We start from the raw sequence: 24,328 nt of genomic DNA, 5'->3' as shown, positions 1-24,328 counted from the left end.
ACGCGGCGGCACCACCACTGCCCGCGACAGTCCAGACGACCGCTCGGGCGTTCAGATCCTGACGTAGACCGGCGCCACGATCTGGATCAGCGTGCCACGGCCGCCGGCAGCCGTCCCTGACGGCGGCCGCGCACGCAGCGATCAGCCCGGCGAACTCCAGAATCTCCCGCAGAAAGGGTGGGCATGCTCCGAACGTTGGGCTCGCCGCGCACCGGCACCATCGACACGCGTTCACGCGCGCCCTTCGGCTGGGCGCCGCTGGTAGTCCTGTTCATCGTCGGCTTCGTCGATCGGATCGAGTACAACCTGCTCATCGGCGTGCTTCCGGCCGTTCAGCGCGAATGGGGCTTCAGCGACACCGCCGCCGGCTCGATCGCGACGGCAGCCGCCCTGGCCGCGGCAGTCGTGACCCTGCCCGCCGGCTATCTGGCGGACCGGTTCAGCCGTACCCGGATCATCGCGGTGGTCGTGCTCGTCTGGGCGGTCGCCACGCTGGGCTCCGGCCTGGCCACGGGTTGCCTGACGTTCTACCTGATGCGTGTGCTGCTGGCCGCGGCCGAGAACATCGACAACCCCGCCTCCGGCAGCCTGCTCGCCGACTACTACCCGCGGGTCAGCCGGGCCAAGGCGTACGGGCTCACGCGCCTCACCATGCATCTCGGAGGTGTCGGGACGCTGCTAGGCGGGGTGCTGGCGGAGGTGTTCTCGTGGCGTACGGCGTTCCTCCTCATGGTCGTGCCGGGCGTGCTCACGGCAGTACTCGTCTGGCTGCTGCGCGAGCCGCGCCGCGGCGAGCTCGACCACCTGGTGGCGGCCGGCGACGCGTTCCCGCTCTCCGCCGCGTTCCTGGCCAAGCCGCCGTTCTGGCGGCAGTTCCGGCAGGTCCTCGCCATCCCCACCCTGACCTTCGTCTGCGCCGGCCTGTCCCTGCTCACTTTCGGCCTGTCCGGGATCTTCTACTGGCTGCCCACGTTCATGGTGCGCGCCTTCGGCGTCGGCACGGGCACGGCAGGCTCGCTGAGCGGACTGGTCACGATCGCGGGCACGCTGACCGGCACCCTCGTCGGCTCGTGGCTCGGCAGGAAGTGGCACGACACCCGCAAGGGCGGCCGCCTGCTGGCCGGCGGCGGCATCACGGCAGGCTCATTGGTCCCGGCCGCCTCACGCGGCCTCGGCTTCGCCGTCCTGCAACTGCTGATCACGGCCGGTGGCGCCTTCGGCTCCCTGGTCGTCGGCATCGCCTCGGACCAGCTCGGGTCGCTGCTCGCCGGGATGTACATCCTGGTGCTCCCGATGGTCGCTGGCGGGCTCCTGGCGCTCAAGGCGAGGGGGTCGTTCGAACGCGACGCGCGCGAGGTCATGGAGGCGGCTGGGCGGTGCTCCGCCCGGACGGTGGCGCATCAGCTAGGTTTGTCATGATCCGAGATCTCGTTCATGGCCCAGCGGGACCAGCGGCTCAACCGCCCGCCCGGACGGGGTGTTCGCCTGGCCGAGGGACGCGAGCCGGAGCCCAGCGCTGGGATCATCGATTCGCAGTCGCTGCGGGCCGCCGAGACCTCCGGCTGACCTTGGAGATCGTCAGGCGCAGGGACGACGTCAGCGGATTCGTCGTCGTGCCTCGCAGGTGGGTGGTAGAGAGGACGCTGTCGTGGATCTGTCAGCGCAGGCGATGCGTGCGGGACTACGAGCGGTTATCCGAACATCACGAGGCCATGGTCCTGTGGGCGATGGTCATCCTCATGGGACGACTCGCGCGATCCGCACCTCCCACATCAACCTGACGATCAGTTTGTACACGGGCAATCAGCGGCATGCGTCAGCCATAGGTTGACGATAGTGGGTGGCCGGCCGACTGTGCCGGTGGTCGATCCCGCGCTCTCGCCCGGCGAAAAACCACCTGCGTGCCGGAGGGCCGCTGAGGTAGCGTCGGCGGCCATGACCCCTCCTCGCGAACGCCCCGATTTCACCGCCGACGAGCGGACCCAGCTTGTCGGCTGGCTCGACATGCAGCGCTCGATCATCCGCTGGAAGTGCGAAGGGCTGTCCGACGCCGACGCGCACCGGGCCGTCCTGCCTGCCTCGCCGCTGATGACGATGGCGGGCCTCGTCTCCCACATGCGCTGGGTCGAGCACTGCTGGTTCGAGGTGCTCTTCCTCGGCCGCCCGGCCACGGGGCCGCAGTTCGAGGGCGAGGAGGACGCCGACATGATGGTCGAGGGCGTCCCGCTCGCCCAGCTCCTGGAGGAGTACGACCGGCAGTGCGCGGTGTCGAACGAGATCGTCGCCGCCCATTCGCTGGACGACGTGGGCAAGCACCCCGACTTCCGGTCCGCGGCCGGGTCCCTGCGGTGGATGCTGATCCACATGATCGAGGAGACGGCCCGGCACGCCGGCCACGCGGACATCGTCCGGGAGCTCGTCGACGGCGAGAAGGGGTACTACTGACCGGCTAGGGCCATCCGACGCCTGGCGAGGGCGCGGGGACGATCTGCACCTGGCCGGTCCGGGGGCCGCTGAACGGGTCCGCCGGATTCCACCGCGCCGCCAGGACGAACAGCGTCCTGCCGTCCGGGCCGCCCAGCATGCACGCGAACGGCCCCCGGTCGAGCTCGATCCGCTGCGACACCTCGCCGCCCTCGCGGACCCGCACGCACTCCCGGCCTCCCGACGAGGTCCACACGGCGCCTTCGGCGTCGACGCAGATGCCGTCGGGGCCGAGGCCGTCGGCCCAGATCCGGCGGTTCGACAGTCCGCCCTCGGCGGCGATGTCGAACGCCGTGAGCCTGCCCGCGAACGACTCGGAGATGATCAGCGTCGAGTTGTCGGGCGTGACGGCCATGCCGTTGGGGAACTCGATGCCGTCGGCCACCTGGCGCACCGACCCGTCAGGGGTGATCAGCGCGATGAATCCGGGGACGAAATCCGGTCGTTCCCGCCAGGGCACCCGCTGCGCCTCCTCGCCTTCACTCTGGACGCGCTCCAGGAAGGCCAGAAAGTCGAAGTCGGCGCCGTTGACGTAGATGTTGCCGCGACCGTCGACGACGATCTCGTTGCAGCCGCTGGGCAGGCCGCTCAGGTCGGCGTGGGGGACCAGCGAGCCGTCCGGCTCCCTGCGCAGGAGCCGTCCCGCGCGCTCCGGGTGCTTCGGGACGATCAGCAGGCGCCCGTCGGGCAGCCAGTCGATGGAGTGCGGGCCGACCTCCGGGGCGTGGACGACGACCTCGCTCCGGCCGTCGAGATCGACCGCGACGATCTCGTCCGCGCCCCAGTGGCAGAACCACAGCCGGTCCTCGTGCCAACGGGGCGACTCACCGACCAGCAGGCCGGTCATCAGGGTTCGCGGTGCGGGCATGCGACGTCCCTTCCTCGGATCCACCGGCGCTGCCGTCGGTCTGTCACCCTCTACACGAACGGGCCGCGTCCGGATCGACACCTGTCAGCCGGTGAGAATCCGCAGATCGGTGACGGTGTAGGAGAGCGAGGCCCGGAAGTCGACGCCGGTGACAGCGCGGCGAGCTCCTCGCCGCGAGCCGGGAAGAACGACGGCTCGACGCCCCCTCCGCCCTCACCCGGGACGCCTCAGGCGTGAGCGGCGCCCGACGCCTGAGGAGCGGCAGTCTTACCCTCCGCCTTACTCTCAGAGGCGTCACAACGAGTAGTTGATCACGTACATTCTGCGATTGGACGGGTGCCCGCCTGTCCGGCGGGGGCTTCCACCCGCCGCCTTTCCGTACCGCAGGAGTATGCGCATGTCGCTCGTCAAAGCCACCACGATCGTTCTGACCAGCGCCGCCGTGTTCGGCGCCGCACTGACCACCGCGTCCGCGTCGTCCGCGACCGCCGCTCGGGCCGCCGAGTGCGGCGTCCGGTCGGACGCGCGGCTCTACTGCGGGAACAGGGCCGGGGCCAGGGGCTACGAGCACCGGTCCTACGGCTCCATGATCAGAGGGACGTTGAACACGACCTTCAGCTGGTTCCAGTGCTGGGGCCACGGCGACCCCCACAGCGGCGGCAACGACATCTGGTACTGGACCAAGCTCGACAACGGCCAGTGGGGCAACGTGCCCGCCGTGGACGTCAACACCACGGTGGACCCCGCGCCTGGCCTGCGGGAGTGCTGACGAGCTCGGCCCGGTACTCAGTCGGCGGAGGTGTCCCAGGCCGCCTGACGGACCTCGAGGTGCGGATGGTCGCGCAGGTCGCGAAGGAGTTCCCGCCAGGGGTCCGCCCAGTCGGTCCGCTCTCCGGCGACGCGGGCGAGCGCTAGCGCGAACAGGCCCGCGGCGAGGTCGCCTCGGTCCGTCAGGCGCCGCGCCGCGGGCAGCAAGGCCGCGGGGGCGACCTCGGATACGGCGCCGTAGCGGCCGAACCGGTCCGACATCATCCGGCCGGCCGTCTGCGCCGCGAGGATGGGCCGGTCGCGGAGCAGGTCGGCCAGGGCGCACAGGGCATCGCCGAGCCCCGTGGTCCGGCCGTCCGCAGGCGTGGGGAGCACGGCCACGGCGAGCCGGGCCGCCTGTGACAGCAGGAGCGGCTGGGCGGCCAGGACGTTCACAGCGTCGCGGGCGAGCCCGCGCTGCCAAGGCCGTGCTTCCGGCAGCTGCATGGCGGCCAGTTGGCCGGCGATCGAGGCCACGCGCGCCTGCACCGGGGGCCGCGGCGAGACGGCCTGGCCGTCGGCGGGAACGGCGGCGGCCAGCCGGGCGAGCACGTCGAGCGCCTGCGCGCGGATGGTCCCGGTCCGCAGCAGGGCGAGGAACACCGGCATGACCGTCTCGCCGTCGGCCGTCCGTGAGTCGCCCACGGCCGTGAGGATCTGGTCGAAGCCGCCCTGGTACCAGCCCGCCCACGCGGCGAACGCCTTCGACCCGCGAAACCGCACGCCCGGATCGTCGGCAGCCATGAGGAGCCGGCGGACGAGGTCCGCGTAGCCGGGCCGGGCGGCGGGCGCGTACTCCAACGGGCCGGCCTGGAAGAGCGTACGCAGCACCGGCTCGTCGGCGTACCGGTCGGCGGCGGCCCCGAGCGCGTCCAGGGTTCGTGGATCCTCAGGGATGCGGCGCAGCGCCGACGCCACGGCCACCCGCACGTCGCGGTGCAGGCCGGGGTCCGCCCACGCCCGCAGCAACAGGTCCACCGCGCCTGGTGGCCGGTTGCGTTCCAGCTGGCGCGCGGCCTGCTTACGCAAGGTCACCTTGCCACCGGGATCAGTCAGCGCCTGCTCCAGAAAGTGCCCGAGCCGGGACGGGGCGACCGCGCGGCAACAACGTGCCAGGGCCGCCACCGCGACTCGGGAGGCGCGTCCGCGGGCGTGTGCAAGGAGCAGGGGCAGCGCCCGGTCGGGCACGTCGGTGCTCGTCAGGGCCCCGACGGCCGCTTCGGCCAGCACCGTCTCCTCCCGGCTCGACCAGGTCGCGAGCCGTTCGACGCCGCCGCAGATCCGGCCTGTCGCCTGGACGGCTGCCACCCGTACGGCGACAGGCAGGTCCCCGTCGTCGACGACGGCGGCCAGCAGCAAGCGCATGCGGTCGCGCTGATCAGGAGTCCATCTGCCCGCCACGCCACCGCTGACCCGCACCACCCAAGGACTGTCGGCGAACCGGCCCTGGCGCTCGCCCTCCAGCAGCGGTAGCAGCAGGTCGGTGCGGCGCCCGGCGATCGTACGCCAGACCGGTGGCAACGCGACGGCGGAGGAGTCCACGCGCACGAGGTCGGCTACGCGGTCTTCCCGCTCGGACGTGTCCTGCAGCCACAGCTCGGCCGCCTGGCGTGCGATCGGCACCGGTGCCGATCGCACGGCGGCGCGCAGGTCCTCCTGGAGTTCGTTCATGACCCACGCCCGCTGGCCGAGCGCCCGGGCGAGGGCCACGGCCAGAGTGAAGTCGCCTCGGCCGCGCCCCGCGCGCAGATGTGGGCGAAGCACCGCGAGCAGGTCGTGTTCCTGGCCCCGGCGCAGCACCCGATCCAGGCGGTGAGACTCCGCCGGAGCTTCGAGTGTCCGACGGCGCCGGCGGGTGGCGGCGGGCTGCGGCGCGGGCAGGCCGCCGGCGCCGTGCCGCGCCACCAGCTCCCCGTACGTGCGCAAAGCCCACGCGGTCAGTGCGGGAGCTGTCACGGGGTCGTGGTGTCGCAGGACCCGTCCGGCCAGGCGCCGGAGCGCGTCCTGGGTCGCGGGGGAGGAGTCCGGCGCCTGGACCGCGTCGGCGGCGATCCGGTCCAGCGTCCGGGCGTGGGAGTCGTCCAGCATGGACGGCGCGATGCCGCACATCGCCGTCAGCAGGCCACACCGCAGCGGGTCCTGCTCGTTGGCGGTACGCCGGGCCAGCTCGGCCAGGAGCGCCCGGAGCCGCGTACGGTCTCCGGCGCGGGCCGTGCACCGCACCAGCAGAGTCCTGGCCAGACCCCGGCGCCGCGGGTCGCCACCGAAGGCCGCCTCCCGCAAGGGGCCGGCCGCCTCCTCGTAGGGCAGGTAGGAGGTCAGCTTCAGCGGGATGTCGGGATCGTCCAGGCGGGAACGGGCCGAGTGCCACACCGAGGCGTGCCATCCGAGCATGCGCCGGGCCTCGATCGCCGCGCGCTCGGCGGGAAGTGATGCGAGCAGCGGCATCGCCCACAGCCCGGTGGAACCGCCTCTCCGCTCGGCGGCCGCGTCGAAGATCGCGGCCCGGCGACCGGGCGGCAGCGACCGCAGGATCGTCCCGAGGCGATGGGCGTCGGCCGAGGCGACGGCCAGGATCTCCGCGTCGGAGGCTGACCGCAGGTGGCTGATCAGCGCTTTCGGTGGGTCGGCCCAGCTTCTGGAGAACGCGCGGGTGAGCACCGCCGTGGCGCGGGCGGCGTCCGCCTTGAACAGCGCGCCCAGCACCGCCGCCGGAAGCCGGACGATCCGGTGCCGCAGGTCGTGCCGTTCCAACAGGGTCAGCAGGCGCGACGGCTCGGCGAGCGCCGCGATCGTGACTCCCGCGCCACGGCGTCGCCACCAGCTCCACACGTCGGCTCCTGCGGACAGTTCCTGTTCCGCGGCCTCCAGGACCGCACCGGGGTGTCGTTTGCCCAGCGCGGTCCACGAGGTCACCGCGTGAGCCACTCTCGGCAGCCACTGCGAGACGGTCGAGCCCCCGCAGGCCGGGAGCAACGCGGCGGCCTCGCGATCCCCCCACCGGTCGTGGACGTCGTGCAGCAGTTGCTCCGCCAGCGCTGGCGGCGCGCGTGCACCAGCGTGCGGTACAGCGCCAGACGCAGTTCGGTGGGGGCGTCCTGAAGAGCGGCGGCCACCGCCGGGTCCGGGACGGGGAGGGTCCGTACCGCTCGTAGGGCCGCGCGGCGCAGTCCCATGTCCGGCCCGGCGAGGATCTCCTCGACGAAGCCGAGATCTCGGGCCGCCATGGCCACATGCAGCGCCGTGCGCCGTCCGTACCCGCCCCGGGAGCGCAGATCGCCGAGGAGGGCGCTCAACTGGGAGGTCCCGGCCAGCCGGCGGGCATGCAGTGCCAGTTCCCGCATGCGCTGCGGGTACGGCATCGGATCGAGACGGGCCAGCAACTCGGCGGCGGGGATGGCGATATCGTCGGCCGGCTCGCGGGCCGGCTCACTGGGCCTCAACGGCCTGGGCGGAGACCGCCCTTTCCATCAGTCATGCCGTCGATGGTGACCGATCACCCCTTCGCCCCGCAAGTCCGAGCCGAACTCCACCCGGTCAGACCATCCATCCATCCTCCTCGACGCACGTCACGGGATGACGTCCGCCACGATCTTGGTGGCGGCCTTCCGGCAGGTCGAGAGCCGGCCGCTGATGTTCGCCTGGGCGGCCGAGTTGCTGGCGCACAGCCATCCGCCGACGGTCGCGACCCCGGCGCTGCCCTGTTTGGGGGTGTCTGCCCGGTAGTAGGTGCGGAAGGTCCGCAGGGCGGTGCGGCAGTCGATGCGACCCGCGGCGACCGCCACCGCGGCCATGGGGCCGCCGCCGGGCGGCTGGATCTCGCCGCACACGGTGCCGGGTCGGGCGAGCGCGGGCCGAGGCGTCGGCGCCCTCGTTTCGGGAGCCCGAGTCTCAGGAGCCTTCGTCTCAGGTGCCTTGGTCTCGGGGGCCCGGGTCTCGGGTGTCTTGGTCTCGGGGGCCTTGGTCTCCGGCAGCGGCGTCCCGGATGCCGGCGGCGGCGATGTGGCGGGGGAGGTCGGCGCCGTCTGAGGCTCCGCCGCGCCCCCGCAGGCCGTCAGGGACAGCAGTAACACCGAAACGCAGGCAATGACAGGTGGACGCACCAGCAGGACTCCGTGGATCGACTTCGAGGTCCGCGCAGTCTCTCACGCGCCGCCGGCGCGCCGTTCAATGGCCCATCCCGTCATCGGGCCGCGCGCCGCATCGTCTCGGCCATCGGTGATGGTGAGCCAGGCCAGCTCGGCAACCTCCCCCGATGAGCGCAAGCCGCGACCACGCAGAGAGCCATCCGTGAGAGGTCAGCCGGGGATGGGCTCGTCGGCGAGGTAGGGAGGCGCGGGCTCGTACTGCATGTGGCGGCGCACGGCTCGGGCGTGGTCGCGGCCGTGGAGACGGCCGACGAGCCAGAGCGCGCTGTCGATCCCGGCGGCATGCACGTCCTGGCACGGTGCGCGGGCGCGCCGCGCGATGCCGGGCGTCAGCGGGAAGCGGGTGCCGGCTCGCCGAGGGTGACGGGCACGACCCAGGCGGCGGTCGCGTCGTCGTGCAGCTTGCCGGGCCGTGGGAGGCCGTACGCCCGCTCGGCCGCACGCACCTGGATGAGCAGGCTCGCCGGTCCGCCCTCGGACGCCGACGCCAGCAGCTCCTCCCACGACCGGCCGTACCATTCGACCAGGCGGGTGACGCCGTCGGTGAACATGCCGACGCCGCGGACGCCGGCCACGTCCACCGTCCCGGTGAGCGCCTCGGACGCCGCGGCCGGGTCGGTGGAGGCCACCCAGAATCCGCCCGGCCGGTTCCGCGACGACTCCACCACCTCCAGCGAGTACGGCCTGCCGCCGGGAAGGTGATCCGTGCGGTCGTCGTGGATCACCTCGACGGTGCCGTCCGCGTGCAGCACGCCGATCGGCGAGTCGCACAGCACCAGGTATTCGAGCTGGTCACCGCTGCGGCGCAGGATGGAGATCGTGGACGACGGTGAGTTCGGATCGGCCAGGTCGCAGCTGCCCGCGTGCGCGCCCATCGTCGCCGAGATCGCCTCGGCGAGCACCTCCGAGAGGGGCAGCGCGCTCTCGATCCGCTCCGCCACCGACCTGGCCAGCGTGCGCACCAGCCACGGCACGTCGTGAACGCAGCCCGACGCCACGCCAGGCGCGGGGGTCGCGCCGTCCAGCACCGCGACCCAGTCCGGTCCGGCGATCACGTAGTCCTGGTTGACCGTGCCGGGGGCCGGGGCGGTGGCGTAGCTGACGTGCAGCATCGATCCTCCAAGTCGGTGAAGCGCGGCCAGGGACAGTCTGCCCGGCCCGTCGCCTCACCCGAGCGGCTGCCCCTCATCGTCGGCCGGCCGGCGGACGAGGCCGGGCACGGTTCAGTGGGGAACGGGCGATCACCGGCATCCTCGGCTGAGCCGGGAGCCCACCGTGCTCCGCGAGCGCGTACGACATCGGGACGGCGGCGGGGATGCTCATCTGAGCGAGGCTCTATCCGCTCGGTGCCCAACGCGTTGCATGGAGAGACGATGATCGGGTACGCCTGGTGCCATGTCCGTTGCGCGGTGTGCGGGATGGCTGCTGGCCGGGCGGTACCGGTTGCGGTCCGAACTGGGCCGGGGCGGTATGGGAGCGGTGTGGCGCGCCCATGACGAGCTGCTCGATCGCGACGTCGCGGTCAAGGAGGTCATCATCTCCAGTCGGTCCGAGGCCGATCGCGAGACGCTCCTCTGCCGGACGATGCGGGAGGCGCGCATCGCCGCCCGGTTGAGCCATCCGCGCATCGCGGCCGTCTACGACGTGGTGCTGGCCGATGAGCGGCCGTGGATCGTGATGCAGCTCGTCCCGGCGCGCAGCCTCGCCGAGGTGATCGGCGAGCGGGGCCCGCTGCCCGTGCTGGCCACCGCCCGCGTCGGGCTGGACGTGCTGTCCGCCCTGCGTGCCGCGCACGCCGCCGGTGTCGTGCATCGGGACGTGAAACCCGCCAACATCCTGCTCACCGGCGACGGTCACGCGATCTTGACGGACTTCGGGCTGGCCACCACGCTCGGCGACGAGGCCGATCTCACCCAGGCGGGCATGGTCGTCGGCACACCCGCCTACATCGCGCCGGAGCGCGCCCGCGGCGGCCCGGCCACCCCACAGGCAGACCTGTGGTCGCTCGGCGCCACCCTGTACGCGGCCGTCGAAGGCCGCTCGCCCTTCGGCCACAGCAGCGAGCTGGCCACCCTGACCGCGGTGCTGACGTCCGGGCCGGCGCCGTTCGAGCGGGCCGGGCCGCTCGCCCCGGTCATCACCGGCCTGCTGTGCAAGGATCCGGCCCGGCGCACCGGCGCTGACCGCGTTCACGACCAGCTGCTGCGCCTGGCCGCCCGGTCCGACAAGGGGGCGAGGGCGGCGCCGTCAACCGTCCCCTCCGCCTCGGGCGCGACAGCCGACGCCCGCCCGCCCGAGACGACGCGCCGGCACGAGGGCCCGCCGCAGACCGCGCCCCGGCTCGTCGGGCGGCCCCGAATGACGCGGCGGAAGATCGCCGCACACTGGCGGCAGGTGGCCGCGGTGGCGGCCCTGGTCGTCAGCGTCGTGGCCACCACCCGGTGGAGCGCCGCCCCGGACGGTCCCGCCGACGTCGCCCCCACCGCCGCGCCGCACCCGGCCGGCATCCTGGACGCCCATCAGGTCTCCGACAGGCGGCATCCCATCAAGGCCCCCCGGCGCGAGTTGGCTGTCGGACGTCCGGAGGCCCGGCGCGAGCGCGTCGGCGGACGCCCGGAGCCGGCCGCCGTCACCTCCCACCGGGCCCGCGTCCCACCGGGGCAGGCCAAGAAGGCCAAGCCGAAGCGGGCCACGTACAAGGCGGTCGGGCACGGCCGGGGCGGCAAGCACTAGGTGTACTGAGCTGAGAGGCCAGGTACGCGGCCGTCGTTTCGCCAGCGCGCTGTGTCAATCCAGGCTGACAGGATATAGCCTAAGACGTCCGCCACGCCGAGGTCGCGGTGCCAGGCGGCCTGCGAGCACCCTGGCGGGGGAGGAAGTATGAGGGAGCCCGGCCGGGCCATGTGGCCGCTCTATGCGGCCGGGTTCACCACCGCGTTCGGCGCGCACGCCGTCGCCGCCAACCTGGGCGGCCTCAGCCACGACGCGGTGACCTCGCTGCTGGTGCTCGGCGGGCTGCTCGCCCTGTACGACGGGGTCGAGATCCTGCTCAAGCCCGTCTTCGGCACCCTCGCCGACCGCGTCGGCGCACGTCCCGTCCTGATCGGCGGCCTGATCGCCTTCGCCGCCGCCTCCGCGCTGTACGCGGCGGCTGACAGCCCCGGCTGGCTGTGGGCGGCCCGGCTCGGGCAGGGCGCCGCCGCCTCCGCCTTCTCCCCGTCGGCCTCCGCCCTGGTCGCCCGGCTCAACCCGGCTGCCAAGCGCGGTCGCGCCTTCGGCGGTTACGGCTTCTACAAGTCCATCGGCTACACGCTCGGCCCGTTGCTCGGCGGCGTCCTGGTGTGGGCCGGCGGGCTGCGACTGCTGTTCGCGGTGACGGCGGTGCTCGGCGCCGGCGTCGCGGCCTGGGCCGCCCTGGCCGTCCCCGCCGTGCCTCCGCTGCCGCGCGACCGTCAGACCGTGCTTGACCTGGCCAGGCGGCTGAGCGCGTCCTGGTTCCTCGTGCCGACCGCGGCCCTCGCCGGCGCGACCGCCGCCCTGTCGGTCGGAGTCGGCTTCCTGCCCGTCTCCGGCGCGGCCGCCGGGCTCGGCACCGTGGCCACCGGCGCCGCCGTCTCCGTCCTGGCCGCCTGCGCCGCGCTCGTCCAGCCGGCGGCCGGACGGGCGCTGGACACCGGGCGGCTGACCACCCGTGCCGGTCTGGTGGCCGGGCTGCTGGCCACCGCCGCCGGGCTGGCCTGCGCGACCCTGCCCGGCCTGCCCGGCATCCTGGCGGGGGCGGCCCTGATCGGCGCCGGCACCGGGCTGATCACCCCGCTCGGGTTCGCCGCCCTGGCCGCCTCGACCCCGCAGGAGCGCCTGGGCCAGACCATGGGCTCCGCCGAGCTCGGCCGCGAGCTCGGCGACGCCGGCGGTCCGCTCCTGGTCGCCACGATCGCGACGTTCTCCACCCTCGCCCTCGGCTTCGCGGCCCTCGCCGCGCTCCTGGCCGCCGGGCCGGTCGTCGCCCTCGTGATCCTCATGGCACACCGCCGCACCACGTCCTCGCCCTCCTAGGTCACCCACGGACGGACGGCACCTTCTCCTTCGCCGGCCGGCCGGCTGCTTCCGCGCGCTTCGCCCAGGGCGCCTGGTAGGCCCACTGCCAGGCCAGCTCCAGCGGCCCGCGCTCGAACCGGCGCAGCCACAGCGAGCTCAGCACGACGAACAGCAGGCAGATCCCGGCCCACGCCCCGGGCACCCACCACGGGCGCAGCCAGTCGAGCTGGGCGGCCAGGCCCAGGCCCCAGCCGTAGCAGAGCGCGCTGGCGGCCAGGTTCTGGAAGACGTAGCAGGACAGCGCCGTGCGTCCGACGTTCGAGATGGCCCTGCGGACCACCCCCGGCGAGCCGCTCATGCGGAGGACGATCGAGGTGATGGCCCCCAGCAGGCCCAGGGCGACCAGCGGCGCCAGGATGTAGCGGTCGACGGCGAACCAGGCGGGGCCCGCGTAGGAGGTGAGCAGGTTCAGCGGCGCGGCGATCCCGAGCCCGATGATGGTCAGCTTCCTGCGCAGGCCCGCGCCGCGCTCGTCGAAGACGCCGGCGCGCAGCAGCCGGCCGCCGAGCAGGAACAGCACGATGCCCATCGGAATGATGAAGATCAGTTCCGAACGGTAGAGGGGGAGCTGCTGGAAGCGGGAGGCGACCTGGTCGGTCCAGCTGCCCTGGCTGTAGAGGGTGGTGGGGACGGCGCGGAAGGCGCTGTCGCCCGCGGCCAGCAGGCCCAGCGTCATGAGGCTGACCAGGGCGACGAGCGTCGTGCCCGCCGTGATCATCCAGATCCGTACCGTGCGTTCGCTCCTGCCGATCAGGTACGCGACGATCATGGAGGTGATCGCGTACCCCATCAGCACGTCGAACTCGAAGATCAGGACGTAGTGCAGCGCCCCTTCGAGGAGCAGCAGGGTCGCGCGCCAGAGATACCTGCCGGGCCAGGTCACCCCCTTGCGCACCGCGCTGCGGTACTGCAGCTCGAGGCCGATGCCGAACAGCAGGGTCAGCAGGCCGAGGAACTTCCCGTTGGACAGGAACCGCAGGAACGACTCCACCACGCCGATGTGGCCGCCGAGCCCCATCAGCTCCGCCGGGCCGCCGGGATTGGTGAAGATCCAGATGTTCGTTCCGAGCGTGCCCATGATCGCCACGCCTCGTAACACGTCCAGTGCGTCTATGCGTCTCGTCATGCTTCCAGCGTCGCCGCTCGGAAGCCCGCCGACCTCGTACCACCAGGCGAAAACGGCCGTACATCCATCGATGTACGACCTGCGTCTTTGGACGGCGACGGCCGGGCGACGACTACAACGATCGGTGGTGGTTCACGTGATCTCGCGGTCACGCGGTGCCGAAGGTCGGGGGTGAGCGACGCAGTGCACCTCCGGCACGTCGTGGAGCGTCCACGGGAGCGCACGCTACAGGCGCTCGAACCCGCGGACCCGCTCCCAGTCGGTGACCGCCGACTCGAAGGCCGCCAGCTCCGCGCGGGCGGCCTGCGCGTAGTGCCCGACGACCTCGTCACCGAAGACCTTGACGGCGAGCTCGCTGGACTCCCACCGGTGCAGCGCCTCGGCGAGGGTACCCGGCAGGCGCGGCACCGAGGGGTCGGCCAGCGCGTTGGCGGCGTGCGGAGCCGGCAGGGGCAGCCGGTCGTCGATCCCGTGCAGCCCCGCGGCCACGACGGCGGCCACGGCCAGGTACGGATTGGCGTCCCCGCCGGGCACCCGGTGCTCGATCCGCAGTGACGCGCCCGAGCCCAACACGCGGATCGGGCAGGTGCGGTTGTCGCGCCCCCAGCTGACGCCGGTGGGGGCGAACGCGCCCGGCCGCAGCCGCTTGTAGGAGTTGACGTTCGGCGCCATCAGCAGCGCGAAGTCGGGAAGGCAGGCGAGCTGCCCGGCCACGAAGTGCCGCATCAGCTGCGACATGCCGCCGTCCACCGTGTCGTCCGCGAACACGGGCGTGCCGTCCTTGCCGCGCAGCGACAGGTGGACGTGGCACGAGTTACCCTCGCCCTCGTCGAACTTGGGCATGAAGGACAGCGCGCGGCCTTCCTGCGCGGCGATCTGCTTGGCGCCGTCCTTGAAGAAGACGTGGTTGTCGCAGGTGGCCATCGCCTCGTCGTAGCGGAAGACGATCTCGTACTGGCCGGTGTGGCACTCCGCCCGGGCGGTCTCCATCCGCAGGCCGGCGCGCACCATCTCGCGGCGGATGCGGCGCACCACCGGCTCGATCCCCGACAGCCCCTGCAACGCGTAGTCGACGTTGTGGCGGGTCGCCGGGGCCAGCCCGTGGTAGCGGCGCTCCCAGGCGTCCTGGTAGGAGTCGCGGAAGACCAGGAACTCCAGCTCGGTGCCGGCGAACGCGGTCAGGCCCCGTCCGGCGAGCCGGGCGAGCTGGGCGGCCAGCACCCGGCGCGGCGCCACCTCGACGGGCGCGCCGCCCGGCCAGGCGGCGTCGGCGAGGACGAGCGCGGTGCCCGGGTCCCACGGCAGGGCGCGCAGCGTGGCGGGGTCGGGGTGCAGCAGGAAGTCGCCGAAGCCGGTGTTCCACGCGTCGATGGCGTAACCGGGACCGGTGCCCATGTCGACGTCGCAGGCGAGCAGGTAGACACAGGCGCCGAAGCCGTGCCTAGCCGCCTCCTCCAGGAAGTACGGCACCGCGAGCCTGCTGCCCTGCAGGCGTCCCTGGAGGTCGGGAACGGCGACGATCACCTCCTCGACGCGGCCGGCCCCGGCCTCGGCGCGCAGCCACGCGTACGTGTCGGTCACATCAGCTCCTCGAAGACGGCCAGCGGGTTGGGGACGGAGCCGTGGACGACGTCGAAGCCCTCGTCACGCTCGGCACGGTCGTGGAAGGCCCCGCCGAGCAGCTGCTCGCGGTTCAGCGCCACCCGGTCGAACTCCGGCGCGAGCAGGCCGAACTCCTCGTAGTGGTCGGCGAGCTCGGGGAAGCGCGCGTGGTAGCGCTCGACCTCGGCGCGGACCATGCCCCAGAAGTCCCGCTCGGGCACGCCGAGATGCTCCTCGGCCAGCGGGGCGAAGAACCGGAAGTGCCCCGCGAAGACGGCGCTGAGCAGCGAGTGCGCCAGGTCGCGGGCGGGCCAGCGCAGCAGCACCGCTCTGCCGCGCGCCGACAGGGCGGCGTACTCCGGACGGTCGTCCGGCAGCAGGTTGACGTCCTCGGCGAAGTCCTTCAGCGCGATGCCGATGGGGACGTCGGCGGCGTCGTACAGGACGACGGTGTTCTCGCCGTGCGGGCAGAAGGCCACGCCGTAGTGGTAGAGGTAGTGCAGCAGGCCGGGCAGCAGGCCCGCGAACAGACGCGCCAGCCACGCCGACGGCGCGAGCCCCGACCGTTCGACGAGCTCGGCCACCAGCGCGCGGCCGTCCGAACCGACCGTGAGCAGCGACGCCATGGTGCGGGCCCGCTCGCCGTCGCGGAGCAGCGCCGCCACCGGCTCGCGCCACACCGCGCCGAACAGCTCGTGATAGCGGTACGGCGCGTCGCCCACGGCCTCGTACAGCGGGTGGCGCACGGCGACGGCGGCGACCTCGCCGAGCGGATGGAAGCGCAGCTCGTCGCGCAGGTACGGGTCCGCGTCGCGGATCCCGTGCAGCCAGGCGCTCACGTCGGGCGCGGCCCCGGTCGGCTCGGCGGACAGGCCGCGCCACACCAGCGTGTTGCGGATGAGGAGCGGCACCTTCACGTTGCGGCGCCGCGGATGGTCGAGGTTGGCGAGCGTGCGGACGGACTGGAGGGGACGGTAACGGTCCGGGCCCTGCCCGAGCAGGACGATCCGGCCGTCGGCGCGGTAGGGCGCGAACAGGGGCTCGACCGCTTCGTCCCAATGGAAGGGGTGGACGGGCAGCCAGGTGAAGTCGGCCGGGTCCAGGCCGCTGCCCGCGCAACCGCCCTCCAGGACGGCCGCGAACCGCTCGCGGGTCCGCCCGTCGAGCTCGTCGGCCAGCAGCGTGCCGGCGTCCAGCCCGGGGACGCCGGAGTATCCGGAAAGGGTGGTGTGCACCGCCGCCCACAGCAGGCGCACGACGCCCGCCGCCTCGGGGGCGTAGGCGGCGGCGTCGGAGGCGGAGAAGCCCAACCGGCCCTTGTTCAGCAGCATGCAGGGGTGGCCGTCCTGGTGCGCCTCCAGGTCCAGGTGGTCGAGGTCGGCGAGCCGGGCGGCGGGCAGTGCGCGGGAGAGGAGCTCGGCGTCGGCTCGGCGGGTGGCGGTGAGCTCGCGCAGCACCTCGGCCGTGGTGGGGCCGTCCCAGCCCAGCGTCGCGCGGGCGTCGAGCAGGAGCCGCTCGGGCCCGGCCTCGCCGTCGGCGGGGTGCCTCCGCAGGGTGCCGTCCACGAGACGCCACGTCCCGAAGGTGCCGCGTCCGGCGCGGAACGTCCAGCGCACTCCGTCGCCCAGGTCCAGCCGGTAGGCGTCGGGGCGGCCGCCGTCGGGGTCAGGCCGCGGGACGAGCAGCTCCTCGTAGGCGAACTCCTCGACCGCCTTGGCGAGCAGCCGCCGGCCCGCGCGTGCCCAGGCGTCGCGGATCGGGGGGTTCATCGGTGGATCTCCTCTGCGTGCGCGAAGGCGGGAATGGGGTCGGCAAGCGCTGTCTGTGGCGCGCCGAAGGTCGTCCAGGCGGCCCGGGACGGGACGGGAAGCACGGTGCGCCCGGCGGCCGCGTTGAGGATCGTCGCCGCGCGCCACGCGCCGAGGGTCAGGTCGGGCGCGCCCACGCCGTGCGTGTGCGTCTCGGCGTTCTGGACGTAGAGCGAGCCGGAGACCCGCGGGTCGAGCGTCACCCGGTACTCGCCGTCGACCTGGTAGCGGCCCTTGGCGTCCCAGTCGATCAGGTCGGCGAGCGGGTCGAGCAGGGCGGGCCGGGCCGCCGCGTACCCGGTGGCCAGCACCACGGCCGAGGTGCGCAGCGCGAAGCCCGTTCCCTGCTGGCGGTGGCGGCAGGTCAGCAGGTAGCCGGCTCCGTCCGCGGACGCCTCGGTGATTTCCACGCCTGGGTGCAGCGCCGCGCGGGGCTCGGCGCCGCCGATGGTCCGCTCGTACAGCTCGTCGTGGATGTCGGCCAGGGTCTCCCCGCTGACGCCCTTGTACAGCTGCCACTGCTCACGCACGAGCCGCTCGCGGGTGGCCTCGGGCAGGCCGCGGAAGTAGCGGACGTAGTCCGGGGTGAAGTGCTCCAGGCCGATCTTCGAGTACTCCATGGGGGCGAACGCGGGGGTGCGGGCCAGCCAGCGGACGAACGGCCCGCCGCCGCCCTGGCCGTCCTGGCGCCGCAGCAGGTCGAGGACGACCTCCGCGCCCGACTGCCCCGCGCCGATCACCGTCACGTCGTCCGCGGCGGCCAGCCCGGCCCGGTGCGTCCGGTAGTCGGCGCTGTGCAGCACGCGCCCCACGTGCGCCCCGGTCAGCAGGGGACGCAGCGGCTCCGGGACGTCCGGCGTCGTGCCGACACCCAGCACCACCTGCCGGGCCAGCACCCGGGTCCGCGCCCCGTCGGCCGAGCGGTACACGACCGCGAACGCCGCTGCCCCGTCGTCCCACTCCACCGCGACGACCTCGGCGCCGAACCGGCACGAGGGCAGCCGGTCGGCGACCCAACGGCAGTAGTGGTCGTACTCGCGCCGCGGGATGTGGAAGCGCTCGGAGAAGAAGAACGGGAACATCCGGTCGTGGCACCGCAGATAGTTCAGGTACGACCAGCGGCTCGTCGGGTCGGCCATGGTGACCAGGTCGGCGAGGAACGGCACCTGCAGGACCGTTCCCTCCAGCAGCAGGCCGGGATGCCACGAGAAGGCCGGTTTGGCGTCCAGGAAGAGCGAACGCAGCCCCGGCGCGCCGTCGCAGAGCGCCGCCAGCGAGAGGTTGAACGGGCCGATGCCGACTCCGACCAGGTCGTAGGGGGCGGTCAACGTCGCACCTCCGTGAGGGGGTTGGGCAGGTCGATGTAGACGGACTGGGCGCGGACGTCCCCGACGAGCTCGTCGAGCCCTTCCACGCAGGTCAGGAAGTTGCCCTTGCAGCGCAGCACGGGCGCGTCCAGGAGCAGGTCGAGCAGCCCCTTCGCGCCCAGCTCCGCCTCCCGCAGCCGCTCCAGCGCGCGGCGCAGCACCCGCAGCAGGTCGGCCTCGTCGGCGAGGCCGAGCGCGCCGAACGCGCCCACCAGGCCGAGAAGGTTGTTGACCCCGAGGTAGTAGGCGACCCGCTCGTCGACGAAGGCGTCGTCGAAGACCAGCTCCACGCCGCCGGCCAGGCCGGGCAGCAGCCGGTCGAGCTCGCCGGCGCGGGAGGCGGCCACGTAGTAGCCCTGGCTGTCGCGGTACCAGCCCGCGCTGGGGAGGCCGTCGCCGTCCAGCGTCACCAGGGTGTTCTGGTGGTGCGGTTCGAGGGCGATGCCGTACCGCGCCTGGAGCCGGATCAGCGGGACGGCGAGCACGTCGAGGTAGCGGGCCAGCCAGCGCGCCGACGCCTCGGCGGTGGACGTGCCCAGCGCCCGGGCGGCGCGCTCCACCGCGGCCGACAGCAGGGCGCGGTGCCGGGGCGCGCTCCCGTCGCCGGGGCCCGTGCGCTCCGCCAGCAGACCGGCGACGCACAGGCCCTCGCCTGCGCCGCCGCGGAAGGGGTTGTCGCGGATCGCGGTCTCCAGACCGGTTTCCGGGCCGTCCGTGCCCACCGAGATCCAGGCGAAGTCCCGCAGGACGCGGAACTCCGGGTGCTCGGCGCGCAGCCACCTGGCCGGCCCGCGGGCCAGCAGGCGGGCGGCCCGGACGCCGAGCCGCATCTCGCCGCGCAGGTTGTTGCGCCGCGAGTTGGTGATCCGCATGCCGAGGGAGAGCTTGAGCATCGTCTCCGCGTCCGGCCGGTGGACGGTCCGCACGGAGGACGTCGGATACCACGCGGGACCGCCGGGCCCGAGCGGGCGCAGCAGCCCCGCGTCGACCAGCGCCGCGATCTCGGGACGGCGCAGCACGTCGCGCGCCTGCCACGGGTGGGCGGGCACCGGGACCGTCCCGGAAGGCAGGTCGAGCCCCGCGGCGAGCGGACGCACCAGGTCGGCCGGGGGACGGCCGTCCGCGCTCTCGCCCGTGACGACGTCCGGGTGCGCGGCGAACCAGTGCAGCGGGAACGAGCCGCGCAACTCGGGGGAGTAGGCGTCCAGCTCCCCGTCGGACGCCTCCTCGCGGCTCTTGGGCGCGGGGTGGAACGGGTGCCCCAGCAGGAGGGCCTGTTCGGCGTCGAGGAACGGGGTCGGCCCCCGCCCGTCGGGGCCTTCCTCGCGGCGGCGGGCCAGATGGACCGCGGTCCGGCGGGCCGAGTCGAGGACCCGGCTGACGGCGTCCCCTCCGAGGTGGGACGGCATGCTCCGGTTCACGGTCGTCTCGCGGATCGCCGCCCAGGCCACCAGCGCCACGGCGTCGGTCGGGCGGGCCGGGGTGACGAGCGGCTCGCCGAAGCGGTGCCAGCCGGTCAGGGACCGGTGCCGCACCGGGACGCTCAGCCTCACCCCGGCGGCCGGGAAGTCGAGCAGCAGCCGCTGCCCGGTGGCGGGGACCTCCGTCAGGGTCTCGCGCACGTAGGCGCGTAACAGCGTCTCCACCGCCGCCGCCCCTGCCGCGCGCAGCGGATCGGGGTGGTCGAGCGGATCGGCGGCCTCCGCGGCCTGCTCGCTCACCGGGCGGCTCTCGGTCACGGACAAGCGGTGCTCGCTCACTGGGCGGCTCTCGGCCACGGACACGCGGTGCTCGCTCACAGGTCGCCCCCCTCACTGTCGCTCGGCCTGCGTGGGCTCACAGTTGGTCCTCCTCGGCCTTGCCCGCCGCGACGACCCCCTGGAGCAGCCGCTCGACCTCGGCGGGCGTGGTGTGCGGGTTGAGCAGGGTGAGTTTGAGCCGGACCCGGCCCGGGCCCTCGCCCGGGAGCTCCGTGCGGCCGACCACCGCCGTCCCCTCGCGCAGCAGCCTGCGCCGCAGCCCGGCGTTCACGCGGTCCGCCCGCGCGGGGTCCGACGGCAGGTAACGGAACAGGAACGTGGTCAGGACGGGGTCGGCGTGCAGGTCCAGCCGCGGGTGGGCGCGCACCGCCGCCGCACCGGCGTGGGCGAGGTCGTGGCAGGCGTCGACGAGCCGGCCCAGCCCGTCGCGGCCCAGCGTCCGCAGCGTCACGGCGATGGTGAACGCGTCGGCGCGCCGGGACGTGCGCAGCGACAACCCCAGCAGGCTGGGATAGCCGGCCTCCTCGTCGTCGGCCGGGTTGAGGTAGGCCGCCCGGCGGGCCAGCGAGGCGTACGTCTCCGCTCGCCGTACCAGGAAGACGCCGGCCGGGATGGGCTGCCAGCCCAGCTTGTGCCAGTCCAGGGAGACCGAGTCGGCCAGCTCGACACCGTCCAGCAGCGGCGCGAGCCGGTCCGACAGCAGCGCGCCGCCTCCGTACGCGGCGTCGACGTGCAGCCAGGCGCCGTGCTCGGCGGCCTGCGCCGCACACTCGCGCAGCGGGTCGATCGCCCCGGTGTCGGTGGTGCCCGCCGTGGCCACCACCGCCACGGGCCGCTCGCCGCGCGAGACGCTGTCCCGCAGCGCCTCGGACAGCGCCCGCGGGTCCATCCGCAGCTCCCGGTCGACGGGGACGGGGACGACCGCGTCCTCGCCGAGTCCGAGCAGGGCCGCCGCCCGGCGCGTCGAGAAGTGCGCGGCCTCGGAGGCGAAGATCCTCGCGCGTGGCGCGGTTCCCGGCACTCCGGCCAGCTCGATCCGGCGCCCGCTCGCCCGGCCGAGCACCAGATCCCGCGCCAGCATCAGGCCCATCAGGTTGGACTCGGTGCCGCCGGAGGTGAGCACGCCGGCGGCCCCGGACCCGAACCCCACCAGCCGTGCCAGCTCCTCCAGCAGCAGCGTCTCCAGCGTCGTCGCGGCGGGCGCCTGGTCCCAGGAGTCCAGCGACGGGTTGAGCGCGGACACCGCCAGGTCGGCGGCCACGGCCACGGCCAGCGGCGGGCAGTGCAGGTGCGCCGCGCAGGACGGCTCCGCCGGATCGGCGCTGCCGTACGCCAGCAGGGCGGTCAGCCTGCCGAGCGCGCCGCCCCGATCCGGGTGGGCGAGGGCCCGCGCGACCTCCGCGCCGAGACCCTCGGGGCTTCCGGCGGGAACCGGCCCGCCGCGCCGCGCCGCGCCCGCGGCGAGGGCGTCCAGCACGGTACGCACCAGCGGCTCCAGGACGGCGGCCCCGCCCCCACCGCCGGCCAGGGTGGCCGCTGCCTCTGGACCACCGTCGGGCAGTTCGGGTTCCCGGCTCATGCGGAGCGCTCCGCGAGCCGGGGGCCGGTCACCGCGGCGATGGCGTCGGTGAGCCGGTCCAGGACCGCTTCGACCTGGTCGTCGGTGATGGTCAGCGGTGGCAGCAGCCGGACCGTGGAGTCGTACCGGCCGCCGAGCTCCACGATGAGGCCCCGGTCCAGGCACGCGGCGCGGACGTCCGCCGCCACCTGCGGAACCGCCGGGCGCGCCCCGCACGCATCGGGCGCGGCCGCAGCGTCGACCAGCTCGACGCCGAGCATGAGGCCGCGGCCGCGCACGTCGCCGATCGCGGGCAGGTCCGCGCGCAACCCGTCGAGCCGCGCCGCCATCCGGGCGCCCACCACCGCCGCCCGTTCCGCCAGGCCCTCGCTGGAGACGTACCGCAGCGTCGCGGCCCCGGCGGCCATGGCCAGGGTGTTCCCGCGGAACGTGCCGGTGTGCGCGCCGGGCAGCCAGCCGTCGTAGTCCTCGTGGTAGACGAGCACCGCCAGCGGCAGGCTTCCGCCGATGGCCTTCGACATCACGATGGCGTCCGGCACGATCCCGCTGTGCTCGACCGCCCAGAAGGCGCCGGTGCGTCCGACGCCGGTCTGCACCTCGTCGACGATCAGCGGGATCTCCCGCTCGGCGGTGATGCGGCGCATCTCGCGCAGCCACGCGTCCGGGGCGGGCACCGCGCCGCCCTCGCCCTGCACCGCTTCCAGGATCATCGCGGCGGGCGCGACCACGCCGCCCGCCGGGTCGTCGAGCAGCCGCTCGATGTACGTGGCCGACAGCCGCGCACCCCGCTCGCCGCCGACACCGAACGGGCAGCGATACGCGTACGGGTACGGCAACCGGGTCACGTCGGCCGCGATCCCGGGCACCGGCGTCTTGACCGCCACGTTGGCCGTGGCCGCCAGCGCGCCCGCGGTCATGCCGTGGTAGGCGCCGGTGAAGGCCAGCACGCCGCGCTGCCCGGTGGCGGTCTGCATCAGCTTCAGCGCCGCCTCCACCGCGTCGGTCCCGGCGGGTCCGCAGAAGTGCACGCGCGCCCGCTCGGCGAAGGCGCGGGGCAGCGTGGCGAACAGCGCCTCGGTGAACGCGTCCTTCTCCGGCGTCGCCAGGTCCAGCACGTGCAGGGGCGCCCCGCTGTCCACGGTTCGGCGGACGGCCTCCAGCACGACGGGATGGTTGTGCCCAAGGGCCAGCGTCCCGGCGCCGGACAGGCAGTCGAGGTAGCGGCGGCCGTCGGCGCCCTCGATCGTCATGCCCTCCGCACGGACCGGGACGATCGGGAACGAACGGGCATAGGTGCGAGCCGAGGACTCCCGGGCGCGCTGGCGCCGCAGGACGGCGTCCGCGCGGTCATCGGTCACTGCGGTGATGTGCGTGCTCATCGATCAGGCTCCTGAAGCAGGTCGGGTACGGGTGAGCTCACAACGAGTGGCGTTCGGCGACGGGGTGTCCCAGGAAGCGATGCATGGCGAACTCCCAGCCGTAGGACCCCGCGTACGGGAAGACGACCAGGTCACCGGCGCGCACCCGGTCCACCCGGACGTCGCGCAGCAGGGTGTCCTCCGGTGTGCACAGCTCGCCGACCACCGTCACGGTGGCGTCGCGGGCGGCGGGGCGCGGGCAGCTCTCCCGCCACCGCTCGACCGGCAGCACGGCGATGTTGTGCACGATCTCCCACGAGGTGGGCAGCTGGAAATGGTTGATCCCGCCGCGAACCATGACGAACCACTCGCCGTACGAGCGCTTCACGTCGATCACTTCGGCGGCGTACCAGCCGCAGTCGGCGACCAGGAAGCGTCCGGGCTCCAGCACGACCCGCACCCCTGCGGGCGGCTCGACCCGCCCGGCCAGCTCGCCGAAGCGGGCCACGTCGAACGGCTTCCCACCCTCGAACGCGACGCCGATGCCGCCGCCGACGTCGACGAGGCGCAGGTCCACGCCGTTCGCGCGGGCGGTCCGTGCGCTCCACTCCACGCACCAGCGCAGGTAGGCGGCGTGCGCGTCGGCGTCGAGGTTGCCCGAGGCCGCATGGACGTGGAAGCCGACCACGTCGAGGCCGGGCAGCCGCAGGGCCTCGCGCAGCACGCCGGGCACGTCCGGCTCGGCGACGCCGAACTGGGACGGGGTGCCGCCCATCCGTAACGATCCGCTGACGGGGCTGCGCGCGGGGTTCACCCGCAGCGCGACCCGCGCCCGCACGCCTTCGGCGACCGCGATCCGGCTGATCCGATGCAGTTCGAGCAGGCTCTCGGCGTTGATCGCCTCGGCCTCCGCCCGGACGAGCGCGGTCAGCACCGGCACGGACTTCGCCGGGCCCGCCGCCACGACCCGGGCCGGCCGGCGGGCGCCCAGGGCCAGCTCCAGCTCCGAGAGCGACGCGACCTCGAACCCGTCCACGTGCGGGGCGAGAGCCTCGACGACGCCGGGAAAGGAGTTCGCCTTGACGGCGTAGTAGACGGCCGCCCAGCTCGGCAGGGCCGCGCGCAGCTCGCGGGCGCGCTCGGCCGCGATCGACCCGTCGTACACGTAGGCCGACACCGGCTGCTCGCGCCGGGCGAGGTCGAGCAGGCGGAGGCGGAGCGGCGTGGGAAGCGCGTCCACCGGGTAGGCGGAACGCGGGGCGGCAGAGGGCGGGAGCTGGATGGACAAGGACGCACCCCAGAGGTAGGCATGGCGCCGGGCGA

General features: G+C 73.8%; 20 protein-coding genes. 6 read left to right on the top strand and 14 right to left on the bottom strand.

Features of this window, described 5'->3' with window-relative positions; genetic code table 11:
* Window positions 1-183 precede the first annotated feature (183 nt).
* The 3 genes from ABT294_RS39650 to ABT294_RS39640 all read left to right on the top strand — a co-directional run bounded on the left by ABT294_RS39650 (window position 184) and on the right by ABT294_RS39640 (window position 2,445).
* Window positions 184-1,419, top strand: coding sequence for an MFS transporter (locus ABT294_RS39650; RefSeq protein WP_350811593.1), 1,236 nt, complete (start codon window positions 184-186; stop codon window positions 1,417-1,419).
* Between the two features lie 15 nt (window positions 1,420-1,434).
* Window positions 1,435-1,566 carry a hypothetical protein gene (locus ABT294_RS39645; protein WP_350811592.1) on the top strand — a complete coding sequence of 44 codons (132 nt, stop codon included), beginning with the start codon at window positions 1,435-1,437 and terminating at the stop codon, window positions 1,564-1,566.
* A gap of 369 nt (window positions 1,567-1,935) precedes the next feature.
* Entirely contained in the window at window positions 1,936-2,445 is a 510-nt protein-coding gene (locus ABT294_RS39640) for a DinB family protein (RefSeq protein WP_350811591.1), read from the top strand.
* A gap of 4 nt (window positions 2,446-2,449) precedes the next feature.
* Here ABT294_RS39640 and ABT294_RS39635 read toward each other — a convergent pair whose 3' ends face one another.
* Window positions 2,450-3,352: an SMP-30/gluconolactonase/LRE family protein gene (locus ABT294_RS39635; RefSeq protein ID WP_350811590.1), complete on the bottom strand. Its 903-nt coding sequence runs from the start codon at window positions 3,350-3,352 to the stop codon at window positions 2,450-2,452.
* A 397-nt stretch (window positions 3,353-3,749) separates the two neighbouring features.
* Between ABT294_RS39635 and ABT294_RS39630 the strand changes: the two genes are divergently transcribed.
* Complete coding sequence (locus ABT294_RS39630; RefSeq protein WP_350811589.1) at window positions 3,750-4,121, top strand: hypothetical protein; 372 nt, start codon at window positions 3,750-3,752, stop codon at window positions 4,119-4,121.
* A 17-nt stretch (window positions 4,122-4,138) separates the two neighbouring features.
* On the opposite strand, the gene ABT294_RS39625 is transcribed toward ABT294_RS39630, so the two are convergent.
* From ABT294_RS39625 to ABT294_RS39605, 5 genes are all read right to left on the bottom strand, one after another.
* Window positions 4,139-7,075, bottom strand: coding sequence for a hypothetical protein (locus ABT294_RS39625; RefSeq protein WP_350811588.1), 2,937 nt, complete (start codon window positions 7,073-7,075; stop codon window positions 4,139-4,141).
* Entirely contained in the window at window positions 7,072-7,602 is a 531-nt protein-coding gene (locus tag ABT294_RS39620) for a hypothetical protein (RefSeq protein ID WP_350811587.1), read from the bottom strand. The genes ABT294_RS39625 and ABT294_RS39620 overlap by 4 nt, the downstream gene beginning before the upstream one ends.
* Window positions 7,603-7,728: 126 nt before the next feature.
* Window positions 7,729-8,232 (bottom strand): hypothetical protein, encoded by a 504-nt coding sequence (locus ABT294_RS39615; protein WP_350811586.1) that lies wholly within the window; start codon window positions 8,230-8,232, stop codon window positions 7,729-7,731.
* A gap of 225 nt (window positions 8,233-8,457) precedes the next feature.
* Entirely contained in the window at window positions 8,458-8,595 is a 138-nt protein-coding gene (locus ABT294_RS39610; RefSeq protein ID WP_350811585.1) for a hypothetical protein, read from the bottom strand.
* Window positions 8,596-8,636: 41 nt separating this feature from the next.
* Entirely contained in the window at window positions 8,637-9,419 is a 783-nt protein-coding gene (locus tag ABT294_RS39605) for a protein phosphatase 2C domain-containing protein (protein ID WP_350811584.1), read from the bottom strand.
* Window positions 9,420-9,702: 283 nt separating this feature from the next.
* On the opposite strand from ABT294_RS39605, the gene ABT294_RS39600 reads away from it, so the two are divergent.
* Both ABT294_RS39600 and ABT294_RS39595 read left to right on the top strand, forming a co-directional pair.
* Window positions 9,703-11,040, top strand: coding sequence for a serine/threonine-protein kinase (locus ABT294_RS39600; protein ID WP_350811583.1), 1,338 nt, complete (start codon window positions 9,703-9,705; stop codon window positions 11,038-11,040).
* 147 nt (window positions 11,041-11,187) lie between these two features.
* Entirely contained in the window at window positions 11,188-12,363 is a 1,176-nt protein-coding gene (locus ABT294_RS39595; protein WP_350811582.1) for an MFS transporter, read from the top strand.
* A 1-nt stretch (window position 12,364) separates the two neighbouring features.
* Here ABT294_RS39595 and ABT294_RS39590 read toward each other — a convergent pair whose 3' ends face one another.
* From ABT294_RS39590 to ABT294_RS39555, 8 genes are all read right to left on the bottom strand, one after another.
* Window positions 12,365-13,531 (bottom strand): DUF418 domain-containing protein, encoded by a 1,167-nt coding sequence (locus ABT294_RS39590; protein WP_350811581.1) that lies wholly within the window; start codon window positions 13,529-13,531, stop codon window positions 12,365-12,367.
* A 225-nt stretch (window positions 13,532-13,756) separates the two neighbouring features.
* Window positions 13,757-15,112 carry a glutamine synthetase family protein gene (locus tag ABT294_RS39585; RefSeq protein ID WP_350811580.1) on the bottom strand — a complete coding sequence of 452 codons (1,356 nt, stop codon included), beginning with the start codon at window positions 15,110-15,112 and terminating at the stop codon, window positions 13,757-13,759.
* Window positions 15,109-16,902 (bottom strand): IucA/IucC family protein, encoded by a 1,794-nt coding sequence (locus tag ABT294_RS39580; protein ID WP_350811579.1) that lies wholly within the window; start codon window positions 16,900-16,902, stop codon window positions 15,109-15,111. Before ABT294_RS39580 ends, ABT294_RS39585 begins: the two co-directional genes overlap by 4 nt.
* Window positions 16,899-18,269: a lysine N(6)-hydroxylase/L-ornithine N(5)-oxygenase family protein gene (locus ABT294_RS39575; RefSeq protein ID WP_350811578.1), complete on the bottom strand. Its 1,371-nt coding sequence runs from the start codon at window positions 18,267-18,269 to the stop codon at window positions 16,899-16,901. Before ABT294_RS39575 ends, ABT294_RS39580 begins: the two co-directional genes overlap by 4 nt.
* Window positions 18,266-20,107, bottom strand: coding sequence for an IucA/IucC family protein (locus ABT294_RS39570; RefSeq protein ID WP_350811577.1), 1,842 nt, complete (start codon window positions 20,105-20,107; stop codon window positions 18,266-18,268). Before ABT294_RS39570 ends, ABT294_RS39575 begins: the two co-directional genes overlap by 4 nt.
* Before the next feature lie 37 nt (window positions 20,108-20,144).
* Window positions 20,145-21,647 carry a pyridoxal phosphate-dependent decarboxylase family protein gene (locus ABT294_RS39565; protein WP_350811576.1) on the bottom strand — a complete coding sequence of 501 codons (1,503 nt, stop codon included), beginning with the start codon at window positions 21,645-21,647 and terminating at the stop codon, window positions 20,145-20,147.
* Window positions 21,644-23,026, bottom strand: a complete 1,383-nt coding sequence (locus ABT294_RS39560; RefSeq protein ID WP_350811575.1) for a diaminobutyrate--2-oxoglutarate transaminase — start codon at window positions 23,024-23,026, stop codon at window positions 21,644-21,646. Before ABT294_RS39560 ends, ABT294_RS39565 begins: the two co-directional genes overlap by 4 nt.
* A 37-nt stretch (window positions 23,027-23,063) precedes the next feature.
* A complete protein-coding gene (locus tag ABT294_RS39555; protein WP_350811574.1) occupies window positions 23,064-24,293 on the bottom strand; it encodes an alanine racemase in 1,230 nt (409 codons plus the stop codon).
* Window positions 24,294-24,328 lie beyond the last annotated feature (35 nt).

The sequence above is a fragment of the Nonomuraea sp. NPDC000554 genome (assembly GCF_040300065.1).
Lineage (GTDB): Bacteria > Actinomycetota > Actinomycetes > Streptosporangiales > Streptosporangiaceae > Nonomuraea.
This window is presented reverse-complemented; position numbering and strand designations above follow the sequence as displayed.

Excerpts from the sequence above, each read along its gene's own strand:
- ABT294_RS39630 (WP_350811589.1), top strand. The coding sequence starts at position 3,750 with ATGTCGCTCGTCAAAGCCACCACGATCGTTCTGACCAGCGCCGCCGTG.
- ABT294_RS39645 (WP_350811592.1), top strand. The coding sequence starts at position 1,435 with ATGGCCCAGCGGGACCAGCGGCTCAACCGCCCGCCCGGACGGGGTGTT.
- ABT294_RS39605 (WP_350811584.1), bottom strand. The coding sequence starts at position 9,419 with ATGCTGCACGTCAGCTACGCCACCGCCCCGGCCCCCGGCACGGTCAAC.
- ABT294_RS39580 (WP_350811579.1), bottom strand. The coding sequence starts at position 16,902 with ATGAACCCCCCGATCCGCGACGCCTGGGCACGCGCGGGCCGGCGGCTG.
- ABT294_RS39595 (WP_350811582.1), top strand. The coding sequence starts at position 11,188 with ATGAGGGAGCCCGGCCGGGCCATGTGGCCGCTCTATGCGGCCGGGTTC.
- ABT294_RS39600 (WP_350811583.1), top strand. The coding sequence starts at position 9,703 with ATGTCCGTTGCGCGGTGTGCGGGATGGCTGCTGGCCGGGCGGTACCGG.
- ABT294_RS39635 (WP_350811590.1), bottom strand. The coding sequence starts at position 3,352 with ATGCCCGCACCGCGAACCCTGATGACCGGCCTGCTGGTCGGTGAGTCG.
- ABT294_RS39640 (WP_350811591.1), top strand. The coding sequence starts at position 1,936 with ATGACCCCTCCTCGCGAACGCCCCGATTTCACCGCCGACGAGCGGACC.
- ABT294_RS39560 (WP_350811575.1), bottom strand. The coding sequence starts at position 23,026 with ATGAGCACGCACATCACCGCAGTGACCGATGACCGCGCGGACGCCGTC.
- ABT294_RS39590 (WP_350811581.1), bottom strand. The coding sequence starts at position 13,531 with ATGACGAGACGCATAGACGCACTGGACGTGTTACGAGGCGTGGCGATC.
- ABT294_RS39565 (WP_350811576.1), bottom strand. The coding sequence starts at position 21,647 with ATGAGCCGGGAACCCGAACTGCCCGACGGTGGTCCAGAGGCAGCGGCC.
- ABT294_RS39650 (WP_350811593.1), top strand. The coding sequence starts at position 184 with ATGCTCCGAACGTTGGGCTCGCCGCGCACCGGCACCATCGACACGCGT.